Here is a 17,406-nt window from a genome sequence, read left to right as displayed (position 1 = left end):
TGGCTGAAATGCCTAGGGGCCGATCCGAACGACTGGGATGTCAGCACGTGCGTTTCCTCAATGACGTCAAGCCGCCCTACGACCTGACGTACGACGATGTCTTCATGGTGCCGAGCCGCTCGGCCGTGGGTTCCCGCCAGGCCGTGGACCTCGCCTCGCCGGACGGTTCCGGTACGACGATCCCGCTGGTCGTCGCCAACATGACCGCGATCGCCGGCCGCCGTATGGCCGAGACGGTCGCCCGCCGCGGTGGCCTCGTCGTCATCCCTCAGGACATTCCGATCGAGGTCGTCACCGACGTCATCTCGTGGGTGAAGAGCCGCCACCACGTCCTCGACACGCCCATCGTCCTGGAGGAGCACCAGACCGTCGCCGACGCGCTCTCGCTGCTGCCCAAGCGGGCGCACGACGCCGGTGTCGTCGTCGACGAGGACCGCCGTCCGATCGGTGTCGTCACCGACGCGGACCTGTCCGGCGTGGACCGCTTCACCCAGCTCTCCGAGGTCATGTCGAGGGACCTGCTGCTCCTCGACGCCGACATCGACCCGCGCGACGCGTTCAACACGCTCGACCACGCCAACCGCCGCTACGCGCCGGCCGTGGACAAGGACGGCCGCCTGGTCGGCATCCTGACCCGCAAGGGTGCGCTCCGCGCGACCCTGTACACCCCCGCCACCGACGCCGACGGCAAGCTGCGCATCGCGGCCGCGGTCGGCATCAACGGCGACTTCGTGGGCAAGGCCAAGCAGCTCCTCGACGCGGGCGTGGACACGCTCGTGATCGACACGGCGCACGGTCACCAGGAGTCGATGATCGCCGCGATCAAGGCCGTGCGCGCCCTCGACCCGCAGGTCCCGATCGTCGCCGGCAACATCGTCGCCGCCGAGGGTGTGCGCGACCTCGTCGAGGCGGGCGCGGACATCATCAAGGTCGGCGTGGGCCCCGGCGCCATGTGCACCACGCGCATGATGACCGGTGTCGGCCGCCCGCAGTTCTCCGCCGTCCTGGAGTGCGCCGCCGAGGCGAAGAAGTACGGCAAGCACGTCTGGGCCGACGGCGGTGTCCGTCACCCGCGCGACGTCGCCATGGCGCTCGCCGCGGGCGCGTCCAACGTCATGATCGGCTCGTGGTTCGCCGGTACGTACGAGTCCCCGGGCGACCTCCAGCACGACGCCCAGGGCCGTGCGTACAAGGAGTCCTTCGGCATGGCCTCGGCCCGCGCGGTCAGGAACCGCACGAGCGAGGAGTCCGCGTACGACCGGGCCCGCAAGGGTCTCTTCGAGGAGGGCATCTCGACCTCCCGCATGTTCCTCGACCCGGCCCGCCCGGGCGTCGAGGACCTGATCGACTCGATCATCGCGGGCGTCCGCTCCTCCTGCACCTACGCGGGCGCGGCCTCGCTGGCCGAGTTCCAGGAGAAGGCCGTGGTCGGCATCCAGAGCGCCGCCGGTTACGCCGAGGGCAAGCCGCTGCACGCCAGCTGGAGCTAGTCCGGCGCACTGTCCCACCAAGGCCCCCGCGAGGCGACTCGCGGGGGCCTTCGCCGTACTCGGGCCGTCCTCACCGGCGTACGTACGGGCGCAGCGCCTCCGCGACCGCCGCCGCCATCCGGGCGTGGCCCCGGTCGTCGGGGTGCAGCCCGTCCGCCAGGTCCTCGGGGCCGAGCAGGGGGAGGCCCGAGAGCACCAGAAGCCGCCCGTCGCCCTCCGCCGCCAGGTCGTGTCCCGCATGCTCCATGGCCGCGCGCAGGTCCTTCAGCGTGGCCCCCAGAGCGTTGGGGGCGGTCTCGGCCTCAGGGCGCAGCACGGGGGAGAGGATCAGCAGCGGGGCGTCCGGATGACCCCGCCGCACCAGGCCCACGTAGGCCCGCACCGTCTCGTACAGCCAGCCGGCCGAACAGGGCGCCCTGGACCAGCAGTTGGTGCCGAAGGCGAGAGTGACGAGCTCGCCGGGGAGGCTTGCGAGCTGCTCGGCGAGGGGAAGTTCGCCGCGCGCCCCGCCCGCGAAGCCGAGGTTGACGGTGTCCAGGCCGAGCGTCCGGCCTGCCGTCGCCGGCCAGGAGTGGGCCGGCCGCGTCGACCACCAGCCTTCGGTGATCGAATCGCCGTGCACCAGCCAGCGCGGGCGCCGAGGGGCGGGGGAGAGGGAGCCGCCCCGCGCTCGCAGCCCGAGCACCACAGGCGCCTGGCTCTCCGGCAGGTGGACTGTGAACGTCCCCCCGTCGGGCGGGAGTTCGAGCTCGACCGTCGCCTCCTCCGCCGGGGCCGTGAAGCTCTCGCCCACGCACCGCCCGCCCCGCCAGAGCGCGAAGCAGTGCGGCAGGGATCCCGGCACGGCCGTCCGATAGCGCAGCCCGACCGCCCGCGCGCCCGGCGTGGCCGTGAACTCCACCCTCACCCCGATGGGCAGGGCGGACCGCTCGACGGTGTCCCAGGGGAGCCGGTCCAGATCGGCCGGATCGGCGCGCACCGCGCGTCCCCCGTCGAGCCACGCCGTACCGCGCAGAAAGGGTCCCGGGTCGAGCCAGCCCACCGATACCTCCACCTGTCGAGGGAACGCAGAGGGCTCGCAGAGTGAGTCATCCGGCATGAGAAGTCCATGCGCGCGCCGGAGGTGCTTCACACCCCGATGTGCCGATTCATGCGGCGGAGCGCAATGTTTCCCCGTCTGCACGGCAAGTGCGCAATGATCTTCCGCAGGTGCGCAACAACCCTGCATTACGGACGCGAAGCGTGAAGGCTTAGGCTCATGCCTCGTACCAGGAGTGGCGGCGACCGCCTGCTCGGCGGTCCCCCATCCTCGCGGGCTTCAATTGCTGTGCTCGCGCTCCGCCGCGGTCGTCGTGTTCCGAAGCATTCCGACAGGCAGCGATCAAGGAGCCCCCTCAGTGCTGGATCAAGGCGCAGCCCCGCCGGCCACCGAGCCGACCGTCCCCAAGTCCTCCGGGCTCTCCGCCCTGACCCGGCGTAAGCCGGTAGAACACCTGGTCGCAGAGGGTGGCCAGGGCGAGGGCGGCGCGCTCCGCCGCACGCTCTCGATGTGGCAGCTGACCATGATCAGCATCGGCGCCACGCTCGGCACGGGCATCTTCGTCGTCCTCGGCGACGCTGTTCCGAAGGCCGGCCCGGCGGTCACGGTCGCCTTCGTCATCGCCGGTCTCACGGCTCTCTTCTCCGCCCTCTCGTACGCCGAGCTGGCGGGCTCGATACCGGTCGCCGGATCCTCGTACTCGTATGCGTACGCAACGATGGGTGAACTCGTCGCCTGGGTCTGCGGCTGGTGCCTGGTCCTGGAGTACGGCGTGTCCGTCGCCGCCGTGGCGGTCGGCTGGGGCGAGTACCTCAACGAGCTGCTCGACGGCACGATCGGCGTCACCATCCCCGACGTGCTCTCCTCGGCGCCCGGCGAGGGCGGCATCATCAACCTGCCGGGTCTGATCGTCGTCCTGCTCGCGATGGTCTTCCTGCTCGGCGGCGCCCGCGAGTCCGCCCTCGTCAACACCATCATGGTGTTCGTGAAGATCGCCGCGCTCGTGCTCTTCTGCGCCATCGGCTTCATGGGCTTCAAGTCCGGCAACTACGCCGACTTCATGCCGCTCGGCATGGCCGGCGTCAGCGCCGCCGGGGCGAGCCTCTTCTTCTCGTACATCGGCTTCGACGCCGCCTCCACCGCCGGTGAGGAGGCGAAGGACCCGAAGCGCGACCTGCCCCGCGCGATCATGCTGTCGCTCCTCATCGTCACCGTCCTCTACGTCCTGGTCGCGGCCGTCGCCGTCGGCGCGTGGAACTGGAAGGACTTCGAGGGCTCCGAGGCCTCTCTCGCCGCGATCATGAACGACGTCAGCGGCCAGGCCTTCTGGGGCACCCTGCTCGCCGCCGGTGCCGTCATCTCGATCGCCAGCGTCGTGCTGACCGTCCTCTACGGCCAGACCCGTGTGCTCTTCGCGATGTCCCGCGACGGCCTCGTGCCCAAGGTCTTCGGCAGGGTCAGCGGCAAGACCGGCACCCCGCGCGTGAACACCGTCATCGTGTCGCTGTTCTGCGGCGCCCTCGCCTCCGTCATCCCGCTGGGCAAGCTCGTCGACGCCACCAGCATCGGCACCCTGTTCGCCTTCGCCCTGGTCAACATCGCGGTGATCGTGCTGCGCAGCACCCGCCCGACGCTGGACCGCACCTTCCGCGTGCCGCTCGGCTGGACCTTCCCGATCCTCGGCTTCCTGTTCTGCGTGTACAACATGTTCAGCCTGGACTCGGTCACCTGGGTGGTCTTCGGTTGCTGGATGGCCGCGGGCCTCGTGTTCTACTTCCTGTACGGCATGCGCCGCTCCCGCCTGGCCACCGACGCCGTGGCCACCGACGCAGAGAAGTGATCCACCCGTAGTGCGACTCAACGACCTCGACGAACGCATCGTCCACGCCCTCGCGGAGGACGCCCGCCGCTCGTACGCCGACATCGGCTCGCTCGTCGGCCTGTCCGCGCCCGCCGTCAAGCGGCGCGTGGACCGGCTGCGGGCCGAGGGCGCCATCACCGGCTTCACCGTACGGGTGGACCCGGCGGCGCTCGGCTGGGAGACCGAGGGGTTCGTCGAGATCTACTGTCGCCACAACACCTCGCCGGACGACATCCGGCGAGGCCTGGAGCGGTACCCCGAGGTGGTGTCCGCGTCGACCGTCACCGGCGACGCGGACGCCGTCGTGCAGGTCTTCGCCTCCGACATGCGCCACTTCGAGCGCGTCCTGGAGCGCATCGCGGGCGAGCCGTTCGTGGAGCGCACCAAGTCCGTCCTGGTGCTCTCGCCGCTGCTGCGGCGCTTCTCCTCCGGCTCGCCGGCATAGCCCTGGCGGGCGGCAGGACTCAGAAGGGCGGTGCGGGCCGTGGTTCCCGCACCGCCCTTCGACCGCCCACCCCCGTGGGGCGGTCTGTGGACTACTCGGTGGGGTATGCGAACTGCCACGGCAGCACCGTGAGATCGCCGGTGCCCTCCTTCGTCCGCTCGAACGGGGCGGCGCTGGTGCACTTCGGCACCTCGTCCTCCAGCGGGTTGTTGGAGGCCAGCCAGCTGTAGCCCAGGCGGTCCCGGCCCTTGCCCGTGTCGTGCACGGAGATGCCGACGCGCTCGCCGACCGCCGGGGCGAGCAGCCCCTCCCCGCGCGTGATCACGCCCGTCACCACGGCGACCTTGCCGCCCGTGACCAGGCAGTCGACCTTCACTTCGGCCGCTGCCGCGAACTCGCCCTTGTAGTGGCTGAAGCGGAAGGTGCCTGTCGCCTCCCACGGTGGCACGTCCCTCGCCAGGTGGGCGTCGAAGCTGAACGTGATGTCGTCCCCGGCCGGCCGGTAGAGCTTCGCGCTGCCGGTCAGCGCCGCCGCCTCGCGGCTGCCGCCCTCACCGTCCCCCGAGGCGACGGCCGAGCCCGCGGCCCCGGCCGTGATCAGCAGGGCGGCGGCCAGCGAGACGATCTTCGTACGGCGGTTCATGGCGGTCCTTTCGGCAGGTCAACCGGACGACCACCACTCTTCCGTCCGGGCAGCCCCGGGACGTCGGACCACGGGACGGTCCCGTTCTCCGCCGGGCGGCGGGGGAGCCGTACGACCCCGGTAGGAGCCGTATGCAACGAATCGCCGCCATGGCCTCGGAGCGCGCAACGGTTCGACGGTCGGTCCGCAACGCTCCCGTCTTGTCCCGGCCGAGCGCGAAACCGTACCGTTTTTTACGTCTTCCCCTTGTAGTCCGACCCCCCGAGGATGGCCCATGCCCGCGCTGCGCACCGCCCTGCTCCAGAGCTCCGGCGAGCTCGGCGACGTGGCCGGCAATCTCAAGGTCCTCGACGAGGCCGCCGCCCGCGCGGCCGCCGCCGGCGCCGGGCTGCTGCTCGCCCCCGAGCTCTTCCTCACCGGGTACGCGATCGGCGCCGACATGGCGCGCCTGGCCGAACCGGCCGACGGCCCCTCCGCCCGCGCGGTCGCGGCCCTCGCCGTCCGCCACGGCCTGGCCATCGGCTACGGCTACCCGGAGCGGGACACCGAGCGGCACGGGGTCCTGTACAACTCCGCCCAGCTCATCGGCGCCGACGGCGCCACGCTCGCGGGCTACCGCAAGACCCACCTCTACGGCGACTTCGAGCACCACTGGTTCACGCCCGGCGAGGACGCCGTCGTCCAGGCGGAGCTCGGCGGCCTCACGGTCGGCCTGATGATCTGCTACGACGTCGAGTTCCCCGAGAACGTGCGGGCGCAGGCCCTGGCCGGTACGGACCTCCTCCTCGTACCGACCGCGCTCATGCACCCCGCAGAGGTCGTCGCCGAGGCCGTCGTCCCCGTGCGCGCCTTCGAGAACCAGCTCTACATCGCGTACGCCAACCGGACCGGGCCCGAGGGCGACTTCGAGTTCGTCGGCCTCTCCACGCTCGCCGGCCCCGACGGCACCGCCCGGGCGCGGGCCGGCCGCGGCGAGGACCTCGTCCTCGGCGACGTCGACCCCGCCCACCTCGCGGCCTCGCGCAAGGACAACCCGTACCTCCGCGACCGGCGCCCCGGCCTCTACGGCTCCCTCGTCTGAGCCGCCCCCTCTCCCCGAACCTCCCCGTTCTTTCCGTGCAAGGAGTCCGTACCCCATGACGTCCACGGTGCCCACCGCCGTCCAGCACACCGACGCGCAGCCGCCGATCACCATGTTCGGTCCGGACTTCCCGTACGCGTACGACGACTTCCTGGCCCACCCGGCCGGGCTCGGCCAGATACCCGCGACCGAGCACGGCACCGAGGTCGCCGTCATCGGCGGCGGGCTCTCCGGCATCATCGCCGCGTACGAGCTGATGAAGATGGGCCTCAAGCCCGTCGTCTACGAGGCCGACCAGATCGGCGGCCGGCTGCGCACCGTCGGCTTCGAGGGCACCGGCACCGAGGGGCTGACGGCGGAGATGGGCGCGATGCGCTTCCCGCCCTCCTCCACCGCGTTCCAGCACTACATCGACCTGGTGGGCCTGGAGACGCAGCCGTTCCCCAACCCGCTCGCCGAGTCCACCCCGTCGACCGTCGTCGACCTCAAGGGCGAGTCGCACTACGCGCAGACCGTCGACGACCTCCCGCAGGTCTACCGCGACGTGATGAACGCGTGGAACGCCTGCCTGGACGAGGGCGCCGACTTCTCCGACATGAACCAGGCCATGCGTGAGCGCGACGTCCCGCGCATCCGCGAGATCTGGTCGAAGCTGGTCGAGAAGCTCGACAACCAGACCTTCTACGGCTTCCTGTGCGAGTCGGAAGCGTTCAAGTCCTTCCGGCACCGCGAGATCTTCGGCCAGGTCGGCTTCGGCACCGGCGGCTGGGACACCGACTTCCCCAACTCCATCCTGGAGATCCTCCGGGTCGTCTACACCGAGGCCGACGACCACCACCGCGGCATCGTGGGCGGCTCGCAGCAGCTGCCGCTGCGCCTGTGGGAGCGCGAGCCGGAGAAGATCGTCCACTGGGCGCAGGGCACCTCCCTGAAGTCCCTGCACGAGGGTGACCCGAAGCCCGCCGTGACCCGGCTGAACCGCACCGCCGGCAACCGGATCACTGTCACCGACGCCTCCGGCGACATCCGTACGTACCAGGCGGCGATCTTCACCGCCCAGTCCTGGATGCTGCTCTCCAAGATCGCCTGCGACGACTCGCTCTTCCCGATCGACCACTGGACGGCGATCGAGCGCACCCACTACATGGAGAGCTCGAAGCTCTTCGTGCCGGTGGACCGGCCGTTCTGGCTGGACAAGGACGAGGAGACCGGCCGGGACGTCATGTCGATGACGCTGACCGACCGGATGACCCGCGGCACATACCTCCTGGATGACGGCCCGGACAAGCCGGCCGTCATCTGCCTCTCGTACACCTGGTGCGACGACAGCCTGAAGTGGCTGCCGCTGTCCGCGAACGAGCGGATGGAGGTCATGCTGAAGTCGCTCGGCGAGATCTACCCGAAGGTCGACATCCGGAAGCACATCATCGGCAACCCGGTGACGGTCTCCTGGGAGAACGAGCCCTACTTCATGGGCGCCTTCAAGGCGAACCTGCCGGGCCACTACCGCTACCAGCGCCGTCTGTTCACGCACTTCATGCAGGACCGGCTGCCCGAGGACAAGCGGGGCATCTTCCTCGCCGGTGACGACATCTCCTGGACGGCCGGCTGGGCCGAGGGCGCCGTGCAGACCGCGCTCAACGCGGTGTGGGGCGTGATGCACCACTTCGGCGGCTCGACCGACGCCACCAACCCGGGCCCGGGCGACGTGTACGACGAGATCGCGCCGGTGGAGCTCCCGGAGGACTGAGCCCTAGGGGTGGGCGAGCGGGGTGAGCAGCATCCGCCCCACCAGGCCCACCGACCGGTCGAGGCGTTCGGTGAACTCCTCGGCCAGCTCGGGCAGTTCACGAAGCTGCCAGAGCGAGCGGGCCGCGAGCCAGGCCCCGTCACGGGCCCGGTCCAGGCTCCAGCAGCCCAGCAGATGCGTCAACGGGTCCGCGATCTCCAGGAGGTCCGGGCCCGGCATCAGTTCCTCGCGGATCCGCTCCTCAAGGAGGAGCAGGATGTCGCCGACCCGGTCGAACTCGTCCTCGAGATCCCGCGGCGCGCAGTCGAGCGCCCGGCAGCTGTCGACCACGGCGAGCGCCAGGTCGTGGCCGATGTGCGCGTTGATCCCGGCCAGCGCGAACTGCAACGGCCGTACGCCGGGGTGGCGCCGGTAGTGGAACAGCGGCCGCCAGCAGGCCGGGGCGGGGCAGCCGGTGGCGACGGCGTCGACGACCGCGAGATAGCGCTCGGCGAACCGGACGTCGAGGGTCGCGGCGGCTCGGCGGTCGGCGAAGGTGCCGGCGTCGATGGCGTGGCCGATCTCCTCGGTCACGGTCAGATAGACCCTGTTGAAGACGGCGACACCGTCGGCCGGATGCCAGGCCGAGCGGATGGTACGCATCCGCTCGACCACCGGGTCGACCGCGGTGAACTGCCCGATCTGCGTGGTCTGCGCCATGGGGGCAGCGTCCCAGCAGCCGGGCCCGGGAGGGAACTCCCCCGGCCGGGCTTCCCCAGAACGGGCGAACCATCTGCGACTTGGTGGCGGGCTCCTGCTCCGTGCTGCACGCGTCTCCTGCCGCTCCTGCTGGTGTCTACGCCACCGGCCCCGAGCTGGTCGCACGGCTTCCGCTCGCGGCCGGAGCCGTCGCCCGGGACCCGGGGCGGAGCACCCCCGCTCCGATCACCAGGCCGAAGGCGAGCAGCGTGACCAGGCCGAAGGAGAACATGAGCGAGGTCGCGTCGGCGATGCCGCCGATCGCCGAGGGGGCGATGAGCCCCGAGGTGTACGTGATGGTGGCGACGCCCGCGATGGCCTGGCTCGGGTTCGGGCCGCTGCGCCCGGCCGCGGCGAAGGCCAGCGGTACGACGACGGCCACCCCGAGGCCGATGAGTCCGAAACCGGCCATCGCCACGACGGCGTGCGGGGCGAGGACCACGAGCAGGCCGCCGACGGTCGCCGCGACGCCGCCGACCCGTACCGTCCGTACCGCGCCGAACCGGTCCACCACCCGGTCGCCGACCAGCCGGGCGACGGCCATGGTCAGCGCGAAGGCCGTGGTGGAGGCCGCCGCGACACCGGCCGAGGAGCCGAGCTCGTCCCGCAGGTAGACCGCCGACCAGTCCAGGCTCGCGCCCTCCGCGAACACGCCGCAGAACCCGATCGCGCCGATGACCAGAGCCGACTTCGGCGGCAGCGAGAAGCGCGGCGGCGCCTCCTCCTCGGGGGCGCTCTGCAGATCGAGCACGCCCTGGCAGAAGACCAGGCCGAGTGCGGTCAGGGCCAGTGCCGCGATCAGATGGTGGAGGCGCGCGTCCCCGCCGAGGTGGGCGGCGACGGTGCCGGCGGCGGAGCCGAGGAGCGCGCCCGCGCTCCACATGCCGTGCAGGCTCGACATGATCGACTTGCCGAGGCGGTTCTCGGTCTCGACGCCGAGAGCGTTCATCGCCACGTCGGACATGCCGGCCGTGGCGCCGAAGACGAGGAGCGCCGCGCACAGCCCGTAGATGTTCGGGGCGAGGGCCGGCAACGTGAGGGACACGGTCCAGAGTGCGAGCAGTGCACGCAGCGCCGTACGGGCCCCGAAGCGGTGGCTGATCGCGCCGGCCAGCGGCATCGCGAGCGAGGCGCCGATGGCGGGGAACGCGAGGGCGAGGCCGAGCTGGCCCGCGCTCACGCCCGCGTGGTCCTGGATCCACGGGATGCGGGTGGCGAAGCTGCCGGTGACGGCGCCGTGGACGCAGAAGACGGCGGCGACGGCGAACCGGGCCCGCCGCAGTCGCTCGGTACTGAAGACGGTCTCGCCCGCCATGAGCCCTCCCTCGGTCTGGTGGGCGGTAAACTATCAGGAACCCTGCCTGATAAATAGTGGGGTGGGTTGGCCGAGAGCGTCGGCACACGTCTGACGTCGGCACGCGTCTGAGAGGATCCCGGCATGGCCGCATCCCCGAGCACCGCCCGGGCCATCAACGACCGGCTCGCCCTGCGACTGCTCCAGGACGAGGGGCCGTTGACGGCGACTCAGCTGAAGACGCTGACCGGACTCTCCCGCCCCACCGTCGCCGACCTCGTCGAACGGCTCCAGGGCTCGGGACTCGTCCGGGTCGTGGGGGAGTCCGGCGCGGAGCGTCGCGGCCCCAACGCCAAGCTGTACGGGATCGTCGCCGACCGCGCCCATCTCGCCGCGCTCGACGTCCGCACGCACTCCGTCTCGCTCACCGTCGCCGACCTGCTCGGCACCACGCTCGCCGAGGCCTCGGCCCCGATCGGCGGGGAGGACGGGACCGGACCCGCCGTCGAGCAGGCCGTCGCGCTCCTGGAGCGGACCGCGAAGGCGGCCGGCGCGGAGCGGCTCCACAGCGTCGTCGTCGGCGCGCCTGGGCTGATCGACCCGGCCACGGGGGAGCTGCGGGACTCGACGGGGCTGCCCGAGTGGCACCGGCGGCTGATGGCCGCGCTCCAGGAACGGCTGCCGGCGACCGTGCTCGTCGAGAACGAGACCAACCTCGCGGCCGTCGCGGAGCAGCGGGTCGGCGCGGCCCGCGACCGTGACACGTTCGTACTGCTCTGGCTGGGCCAGGGCGTCGGCGCGGCCGTCGTCCTGGACGGCCGGCTGCGCCGAGGGGCCTCGGGCGGGGCGGGCGAACTCGGCTTCCTGCCGGTGCCCGGCACCTCCGGGCTGCCGTCGGCGAACGGCTGCGAGGGCGGCTTCCACGAGCTGGCCTGCGCGGCGGCGGTGGAGGCCCTCGCCGTGGAGCACGGCCTGGACCCGGCCGACGCGCTCGCCTCGGGCCACGGCCCCTTCCTCGACACCCTGGCCCGCCGCCTCGCCGTCGGGGCGGCGGCCGTGGCCTCGGTCCTGGACCCGGGCTGCCTGGTCCTCGGCGGCGAGACGGGCCACCTCGGCGGCCCGGCCCTCGCCGCCCGCGTCGAGACCGAACTCGCCGCGCTCTCCCCGCTCCGTACGGAAGTCCGCGCCACCACCCTCGGCGACACGGCAGTCCTCCGCGGCGCCCTGCTGGCCGCCCGCGACGCGGCCCAGGACGCGCTCTTCCCGTAGCCACCACCCGCCTGCGCGCCGCCAGCCTGCGCGACCGCCGCGCCGCCTGGCCGCCGGCCCGCCTGGCCGCCGGGCCGCCTGCCCGCCTGCCCGCCAGGCCGCCGCGCCGCCTGCCCGCCAGGCCGCCGGGCCGCCGGCCCGCCGAACCGCCCGGCCGCCCACGCGCCGGACCGCCGAGCAGCCCGGCCCCGCCGGCCCGGGCGCCCACGACACCTGCCGGTCGCGGGACGGCCCCCTGCCGAGCAGCCCTACGCGTCCGATTCCGCCCCCGCTCCGAACCGGGCCGTCAGGAACTCGTCGAACGTCACCCGGCCCACCGCCTGCTCGGGAGCCAGGTGGCCGCCGTCGCGCAGGCCGCGGTAGGCCTTGCCCGGGAGGGGGACCTCGACGACGCGGCGGCGCTTTCCGCTCGCCTTCAGATACGCGCCCGCCAGCTCGGCGAAGGTCCGGATCTCGGGGCCGCCCATGTCCGCCACCCGGCCCGCCGGGGCGGCCGTCGCCAGCTCCGCGAGGCGCGCGGCGGCCTCGGTGACGTCCATCGGCTGGTCCCGTACGTCCTTCGGGACGAGCATCACCGGCGGCTTCGCCAGGCCCTCCAGGAGCCGCAGGATCAGGTCGTGGTACTGCGTGGTCCGCAGGAGCGTCCAGTCGATGCCCGACTGCTGGATCAGCCGCTCCGCCGCGTACTTGGCCTTGTAGTAGGGCAGCGGGACCCGGTCCACCCCCACGATCGAGATGTAGACCAGGTGCGGGACCTCCGCCCGGCGCGCGGCGTCGAGGAGGTTGCGGACGGCCTGGTCGTCGCCCCGCAGGATGTTCGTGCAGTGGACGATCGCGTCCACGTTCCGGACCGCCCGGTCCAGAAGCGGCCCGCCCCGGCGCAGATCGACCGCGAAGGGCGGGGCGTGCCGGCTCAGGACGCGCACCTCGTGTCCGGCCGCGCGCAGCCGCTCGCAGACGGGGTGGCCGAGCGTCCCCGTGCCTCCGGTCACCAGAAGGGTCGTCATGTCTCCAGCGTGAACGCCTTCGCCGCGGCCCGCACGTGCGGGCCGCGGCGAAGGAGGTGAGGACCCGGCGGCGGCAAGGGCCGTGAGTTCCGCCGCCGGGCGTTCTGCGGAGGGAGGTCAGCGCGTCAGCAGGCGCCCTGGTCCTTCCAGACGCCCCACTCGCCGGTCGTGCCCGGCTCCTCGTTCTGGGTCCACCACTGGGCCTTCCAGGTGTGGCCCTTGTGGGAGACGAGGCTGCCGCCGGTGTAGACCGTGCCGGCCACGTACGCCGGAGCGGTGCAGGTGCCACCCGTCGGCGTGGGAGTCGGGGTCGGCGTCGGGCCGGTCGGCGTCGGCGTGGGGGTCGTCGGCGTCGGCGTCGGCGTCGGCGTCGGCGTCGGCGTCGGGGTCGAGCCGCCCGGCTCCACCACCGTCGTACCGCGCGCCAGGTCACCGGCGAGCGCGTACGTGGTGCCGCCGATGGTGACCGTCCAGTTCGACGGCGTCGAGACCGGCAGGTAGTAGTTGAACGCCAGGTCCACCGTCGCGCCCGGGGCGAGCGACTGCCAGCTCGGCAGCTTCAGCGACACCCGGTGGAAGTCGCCTTTCAGCCCGCCCACGTTGCTGCCCGTGTGGTCGCTGCTGATCACCTTCGTACCGAAGCCGGACTGGTCGGAGGCGTTGCCCGGCGCCGCGGTCGCGTAGTCGAACTGGAACTCCGTGCCGCCCGGAAGCGCGGTGGCCGTGTTGTTGGTGATCCTCAGCTTGGGCGTGATCGGGTAGTTGGAGTCGCCCAGCTTGAACTCGGTGAACTCCACGCCCACGTTCACGGCCTGCGTCGGCAGCGTGGCGTTCGACTTCTTCGCCCCGTACGGGCTGGCCGACCTGAACTTGTCGTACATCAGCGAGGTGAGCGTGGAGCCCATCTCGTACTGGCCCTTGGCGGCGTTCCAGGCGTAGTCACCGGCCATCTCCCAGACCATCGTGCCGCCGATGCCCTTGCTGACCACGTAGTCGGCCTTGGCGGCCACCGACTGCTCGTCCTCCGTGGACAGGAAGACCTTCTTCTCGGCGTTCCACAGCCACGGGGCGACCAGCGTCGCGTCGTACTTGCGGGCGTACGTGCCGGTCAGCGTGGCGTTCGCGGGGAAGCCGTACCGCGTGACGTAGTCGCCGACGATCCCCTTCTCCAGGTTCTTGGCGTGCCACATCGGGTTGGAGCCGGCCGGCGACTCGGCGCCGTCGGTGTCCTTGTCGTGCCACAGGTTGTCGATGCCGACGGCGCCGTCACCGCACTTGGTCAGGCCCGAGCCCGCCGGGCAGGTCGTCGCGGACGCCTTGCCCCACAGCCCGTCGGTGCCGCCCTGCACGTTCTTGTGGCCGCGGGTGTAGTATGGCAGGCCGATGTTGATCCGGCCGGCCGGCATCGAACCGCGGAAGTAGTGGTACGCCCAGTCGGTGTTGAGGTAGCCGATGCCGCCGTACTGCGAGGAGCCGTAGACGCCTGCGGCGGCCAGCTCGGCGTCCTTGCCGTCGTCGAAGAGCGAGGCGTTGGGGCCGACGTACTCGTTCCAGGCCCCGTGCAGGTCGTAGGACATGATGTTGACGTAGTCCAGATACTTCTGCATCTGGAAGGTCTCCATGCCGCGCAGCAGGTAGCCGGAGGAGGGCGCGGCGACGGTCAGCAGGTAGTGCCTGCCGTCGGCGGCGCCGGCCCGGTCGAGCTTCTCGCGCAGCGTCTTCATCAGGACGTCGTAGGCCTTGACCAGGCCCGCGCGGCGGGCGTTGGAGAGCTGCCAGTCCAGCGGGTTGCCCGCGTCCTTCATCGTCGTCGGGTACTCGTAGTCGATGTCGACGCCGTTGAAGCCGTACTTCTTGATGAAGGCGACGGCCGAGTCCGCGAACGTGTCGATCCCGGCCTGGTTGACCGACCCGTCGGCGTTGGTGGCCATCGAGTAGAAGCCGCCGGAGTTCACCCGGGTGCCGTTGTCGTCGAAGTAGCCGCCGGTCTCCGCCCAGCCGCCGACCGAGATCAGCGTCTTGACGTCCGGATGCTGCTTCTTGAACTTGTTCAGCAGGTTGAAGTGGCCCTTGTAGGTGTACGCCGGGTCCATCTCCGCGCCCGCGACACCGGGCCAGGTCATCCCGGTGGCCGCGTTGTCCGGCCCGTCCGTCCCGACCGACAGCCTGTTGTCGGAACCGATGTGTCCGAAGGCGTAGTTGATGTGGGTGATCTTGTCCCACGGGATGTTGTTGGCGAGATAGGCAGGCTCGCCGTTCTTGCCGGTGCGCCAGCCGGTGAAGTAGCCGATGACCCGGCGCTGGTGGTCCGCGCCCATCTTCTCGCGGCCCTCGGTGTCGTAGACCGAGCAGTACGGGACGTCGACGCCCGGGGTCTTGAACAGCCCGTCCGGGCGACAGCTCTCGTTGTCGGCGGCGTGCGAGACACCGCCCGCGAGGGAGCTGATCAGCAGCCCGGCGACGGCCGCGCCGGACGCGAGCAGGGAGGCCCTCGTCTTCGTGGGGGACAACACGATCGGTTCCTCCAAGGGAGGTCGGCAGAACACAACGAACAAAGGGGTGGGTCGTGTTGGGCCCGTGGAGTGCGCACACCGGCGGGCCGTACCTCGGAGGTGACACGGAGATTAAGAGGACTAGACCAGTGCGTCAATAGGTCTGGACCAAGTGAAGAGTTCCTGAGGGGTTCATGGCAATCTGTGAGCCAGCCCACAGGGCATCGCCCGCATGGCCGAGGACCGGCCGTGGCACACTGGCCCTGTATCAGCAGCAGCGCACTCCGGGGTCGGTGTAATTCCGAACCGGCGGTATAGTCCGCGACCCGTCCGCAGCCAGCGGCCGGTTGACCAGGTGAGATTCCTGGACCGACGGTGAAAGTCCGGATGGGAGGCAGTGCGCGGCGGGCGACCCTTCAAGGGGGAGCTTCGGCCGTATCGCCGCTGGTCGCCCTCGTCGGCGACCGGTGTGTCCGGCCTCGGCATCCCTGTGCGAAGCGTCGTACCCGCTCCTGTCGTCATCGACAGGCCCCGGAGTCCGTGCCCGAAGAGGCAGGAGGACCCGGTGGCAGACCCGGCCGACATCACCGCCATGCGACGCGCCATCGCGCTCGCCGCCCGCGGCCTCGGCTCCACGAGCCCCAACCCGGTCGTCGGCTGCGTCGTCCTCGACGCCTCCGGACACCAGGTGGGCGCCGGCTACCACCAGCGCGCCGGCGGACCGCACGCCGAGGTCCACGCCCTGCGCGAGGCCGGCGTCCTCGCCCGCGGCGGAACCGCCTACGTCACTCTCGAACCCTGCAACCACACCGGCCGCACCGGCCCCTGCGCCCAGGCGCTCGTCGAGGCCGGCGTCAGCCGCGTCGTGTACGCGGTCGGCGACCCGAACCCGCAGGCCACGGGCGGTGCGGACACCCTGCGCGCCGCCGGGATCGAGGTTCTCGGGGGCCTGCTCGCGGACGAGGCCGAAGAGGGCAACATCGCCTGGCTCACCTCCGTACGCCTGGGCCGCCCCTTCGTGCTCTGGAAGTACGCCGCCACCCTCGACGGCCGGATCGCCGCCGCCGACGGGACCTCCCGCTGGATCACCTCCGCCGAGTCCCGCGCCGACGTCCACCGGCTGCGCGCCGAGGCCGACGCCGTCGTGGTCGGCTCCGGCACGGCCCGCGCCGACGACCCCCATCTGGCGGTACGAGTCGTCGCAGACACAGACGCTGCCGCCGTCCAGCCGCTCCGCGTGGTCGTCGACACCGAGGCGAGCGCCGTGAAGCCGGGGGCCAGGGTCCTGGACGACGCCGCGCCCACCCTGATCGCGATCGCCGAGGACGCCGAGACCTCACTCACCGACGTCGTACGGCTCCCCAGGGCGGACCGCGGCCTGTCCGTCCCGGCGCTCCTGGACGCGCTGCACGAGCGCGGCGTCCGCTCCGTACTCCTCGAAGGCGGCCCGACCCTGGCCGGCGCCTTCGTCGCCGCGGGAGCCGTCGACCGGGTCGTCGGCTATCTCGCCCCCGTACTCCTCGGCGCGGGCCCGAACGCCCTCGCCGACGCCGGAATCACCACCCTCACCGAAGCGTTGCGGCTCGACGTCACCGAGACCGTGCGTATGGGATCCGATCTCCGTATCACCGCGACCCTCAAGGGAGCCTGACCGTGTTCACCGGAATCGTCGAAGAACTGGGCGAGGTCACCGCCGTCGAGAAGCTGGCCGACGCGTCCCGCTTCCGCCTGCGTGGCCCCCTGGTCACGGAAGGCGCCAAGCACGGCGACTCCATCGCCGTCAACGGTGTCTGTCTCACGGTCGTCGAGCATGGCGACGGCGAGTTCACCGCCGACGTGATGGCCGAAACCCTCAAGCGGTCCTCTCTCGGCGCGCTCGACGTCGGCTCCCGCGTCAACCTGGAGCGGCCCATGGCCGTCGGCGACCGCCTCGGCGGACATATCGTCCAGGGCCACGTCGACGGTACGGGCACGATCCTCGACCGGACCCCCTCCGAGAACTGGGAGATCGTCAAGGTCGCCCTGCCCGCGCACCTCTCGCGGTACGTCGTCGAGAAGGGCTCGATCACGGTCGACGGCGTCAGCCTCACCGTCGTCGAGGCCGCCGACGACTGGTTCACCATCAGCCTCATCCCCACCACCCTCGCGCTGACCACGCTCGGCCTCAAGCAGGCCGGCGACCCGGTCAACCTCGAAGTGGACGTCATCGCCAAGTACGTCGAGCGGCTGCTCGGCCCCAACGCCCGGGAGAACGTCAAGTGAACTGGCTCAACTCCGAAGCGTTCACCGTCCTCGAC

At 71.6% G+C, this 17,406-nt stretch carries 14 protein-coding genes and 1 riboswitch; of the genes, 8 read left to right on the top strand and 6 right to left on the bottom strand.

What is annotated here, in order from left to right:
• Positions 1 to 47 precede the first annotated feature (47 nt).
• Entirely contained in the window at positions 48 to 1,490 is a 1,443-nt protein-coding gene (locus ACZ4VI_RS09525; RefSeq protein ID WP_467998211.1) for a GuaB1 family IMP dehydrogenase-related protein, read from the top strand.
• Between the two features lie 70 nt (positions 1,491 to 1,560).
• Here the strand turns inward: ACZ4VI_RS09525 and ACZ4VI_RS09520 are convergent, their stop codons facing one another.
• A complete protein-coding gene (locus tag ACZ4VI_RS09520; RefSeq protein WP_467998817.1) occupies positions 1,561 to 2,532 on the bottom strand; it encodes a GDSL-type esterase/lipase family protein in 972 nt (323 codons plus the stop codon).
• Positions 2,533 to 2,887: 355 nt separating this feature from the next.
• Between ACZ4VI_RS09520 and ACZ4VI_RS09515 the strand changes: the two genes are divergently transcribed.
• Positions 2,888 to 4,369 (top strand): amino acid permease, encoded by a 1,482-nt coding sequence (locus ACZ4VI_RS09515; RefSeq protein WP_467998209.1) that lies wholly within the window; start codon positions 2,888 to 2,890, stop codon positions 4,367 to 4,369.
• Positions 4,370 to 4,379: 10 nt separating this feature from the next.
• Complete coding sequence (locus tag ACZ4VI_RS09510) at positions 4,380 to 4,835, top strand: Lrp/AsnC family transcriptional regulator (RefSeq protein ID WP_015032260.1); 456 nt, start codon at positions 4,380 to 4,382, stop codon at positions 4,833 to 4,835.
• A gap of 91 nt (positions 4,836 to 4,926) precedes the next feature.
• Here ACZ4VI_RS09510 and ACZ4VI_RS09505 read toward each other — a convergent pair whose 3' ends face one another.
• On the bottom strand, positions 4,927 to 5,478 hold the full coding sequence (locus tag ACZ4VI_RS09505; RefSeq protein WP_467998208.1) for a Repetin: 552 nt from the start codon (positions 5,476 to 5,478) through the stop codon (positions 4,927 to 4,929).
• A gap of 274 nt (positions 5,479 to 5,752) precedes the next feature.
• Between ACZ4VI_RS09505 and ACZ4VI_RS09500 the strand changes: the two genes are divergently transcribed.
• Both ACZ4VI_RS09500 and ACZ4VI_RS09495 read left to right on the top strand, forming a co-directional pair.
• On the top strand, positions 5,753 to 6,559 hold the full coding sequence (locus tag ACZ4VI_RS09500) for a carbon-nitrogen hydrolase family protein (RefSeq protein ID WP_467998206.1): 807 nt from the start codon (positions 5,753 to 5,755) through the stop codon (positions 6,557 to 6,559).
• A gap of 55 nt (positions 6,560 to 6,614) precedes the next feature.
• Positions 6,615 to 8,309 carry a flavin monoamine oxidase family protein gene (locus ACZ4VI_RS09495; RefSeq protein ID WP_467998205.1) on the top strand — a complete coding sequence of 565 codons (1,695 nt, stop codon included), beginning with the start codon at positions 6,615 to 6,617 and terminating at the stop codon, positions 8,307 to 8,309.
• A gap of 3 nt (positions 8,310 to 8,312) precedes the next feature.
• On the opposite strand, the gene ACZ4VI_RS09490 is transcribed toward ACZ4VI_RS09495, so the two are convergent.
• Positions 8,313 to 9,008 carry a DUF5995 family protein gene (locus ACZ4VI_RS09490; protein WP_467998203.1) on the bottom strand — a complete coding sequence of 232 codons (696 nt, stop codon included), beginning with the start codon at positions 9,006 to 9,008 and terminating at the stop codon, positions 8,313 to 8,315.
• Positions 9,009 to 9,144: 136 nt separating this feature from the next.
• On the bottom strand, positions 9,145 to 10,362 hold the full coding sequence (locus tag ACZ4VI_RS09485) for an MFS transporter (RefSeq protein ID WP_467998202.1): 1,218 nt from the start codon (positions 10,360 to 10,362) through the stop codon (positions 9,145 to 9,147).
• Between the two features lie 123 nt (positions 10,363 to 10,485).
• Here ACZ4VI_RS09485 and ACZ4VI_RS09480 point away from each other — a divergent pair, with 123 nt between their 5' ends.
• Positions 10,486 to 11,610: an ROK family transcriptional regulator gene (locus ACZ4VI_RS09480; protein WP_467998200.1), complete on the top strand. Its 1,125-nt coding sequence runs from the start codon at positions 10,486 to 10,488 to the stop codon at positions 11,608 to 11,610.
• Between the two features lie 248 nt (positions 11,611 to 11,858).
• Here the strand turns inward: ACZ4VI_RS09480 and ACZ4VI_RS09475 are convergent, their stop codons facing one another.
• Both ACZ4VI_RS09475 and ACZ4VI_RS09470 read right to left on the bottom strand, forming a co-directional pair.
• The gene (locus ACZ4VI_RS09475) at positions 11,859 to 12,617 is read right to left on the bottom strand and encodes an SDR family oxidoreductase (protein ID WP_467998198.1); all 759 of its coding nucleotides are present in this window, start codon (positions 12,615 to 12,617) and stop codon (positions 11,859 to 11,861) included.
• 125 nt (positions 12,618 to 12,742) lie between these two features.
• Positions 12,743 to 15,130, bottom strand: a complete 2,388-nt coding sequence (locus ACZ4VI_RS09470; RefSeq protein WP_467998196.1) for a chitinase C-terminal domain-containing protein — start codon at positions 15,128 to 15,130, stop codon at positions 12,743 to 12,745.
• Between the two features lie 254 nt (positions 15,131 to 15,384).
• Positions 15,385 to 15,514: riboswitch (FMN riboswitch) on the top strand.
• A gap of 160 nt (positions 15,515 to 15,674) precedes the next feature.
• Between ACZ4VI_RS09470 and ribD the strand changes: the two genes are divergently transcribed.
• Together ribD and ACZ4VI_RS09460 are read left to right on the top strand one after the other, a co-directional pair.
• Positions 15,675 to 16,760: a bifunctional diaminohydroxyphosphoribosylaminopyrimidine deaminase/5-amino-6-(5-phosphoribosylamino)uracil reductase RibD gene (gene ribD / locus ACZ4VI_RS09465; protein ID WP_467998195.1), complete on the top strand. Its 1,086-nt coding sequence runs from the start codon at positions 15,675 to 15,677 to the stop codon at positions 16,758 to 16,760.
• A 2-nt stretch (positions 16,761 to 16,762) separates the two neighbouring features.
• A complete protein-coding gene (locus ACZ4VI_RS09460) occupies positions 16,763 to 17,371 on the top strand; it encodes a riboflavin synthase (RefSeq protein WP_467998193.1) in 609 nt (202 codons plus the stop codon).
• Positions 17,372 to 17,406 lie beyond the last annotated feature (35 nt).

It is taken from the genome of Streptomyces sp. NPDC029169 (assembly GCF_055563935.1).
Note: the sequence above shows the minus strand (reverse complement) of the source record. Positions and strands in the feature narration are given on the sequence as shown.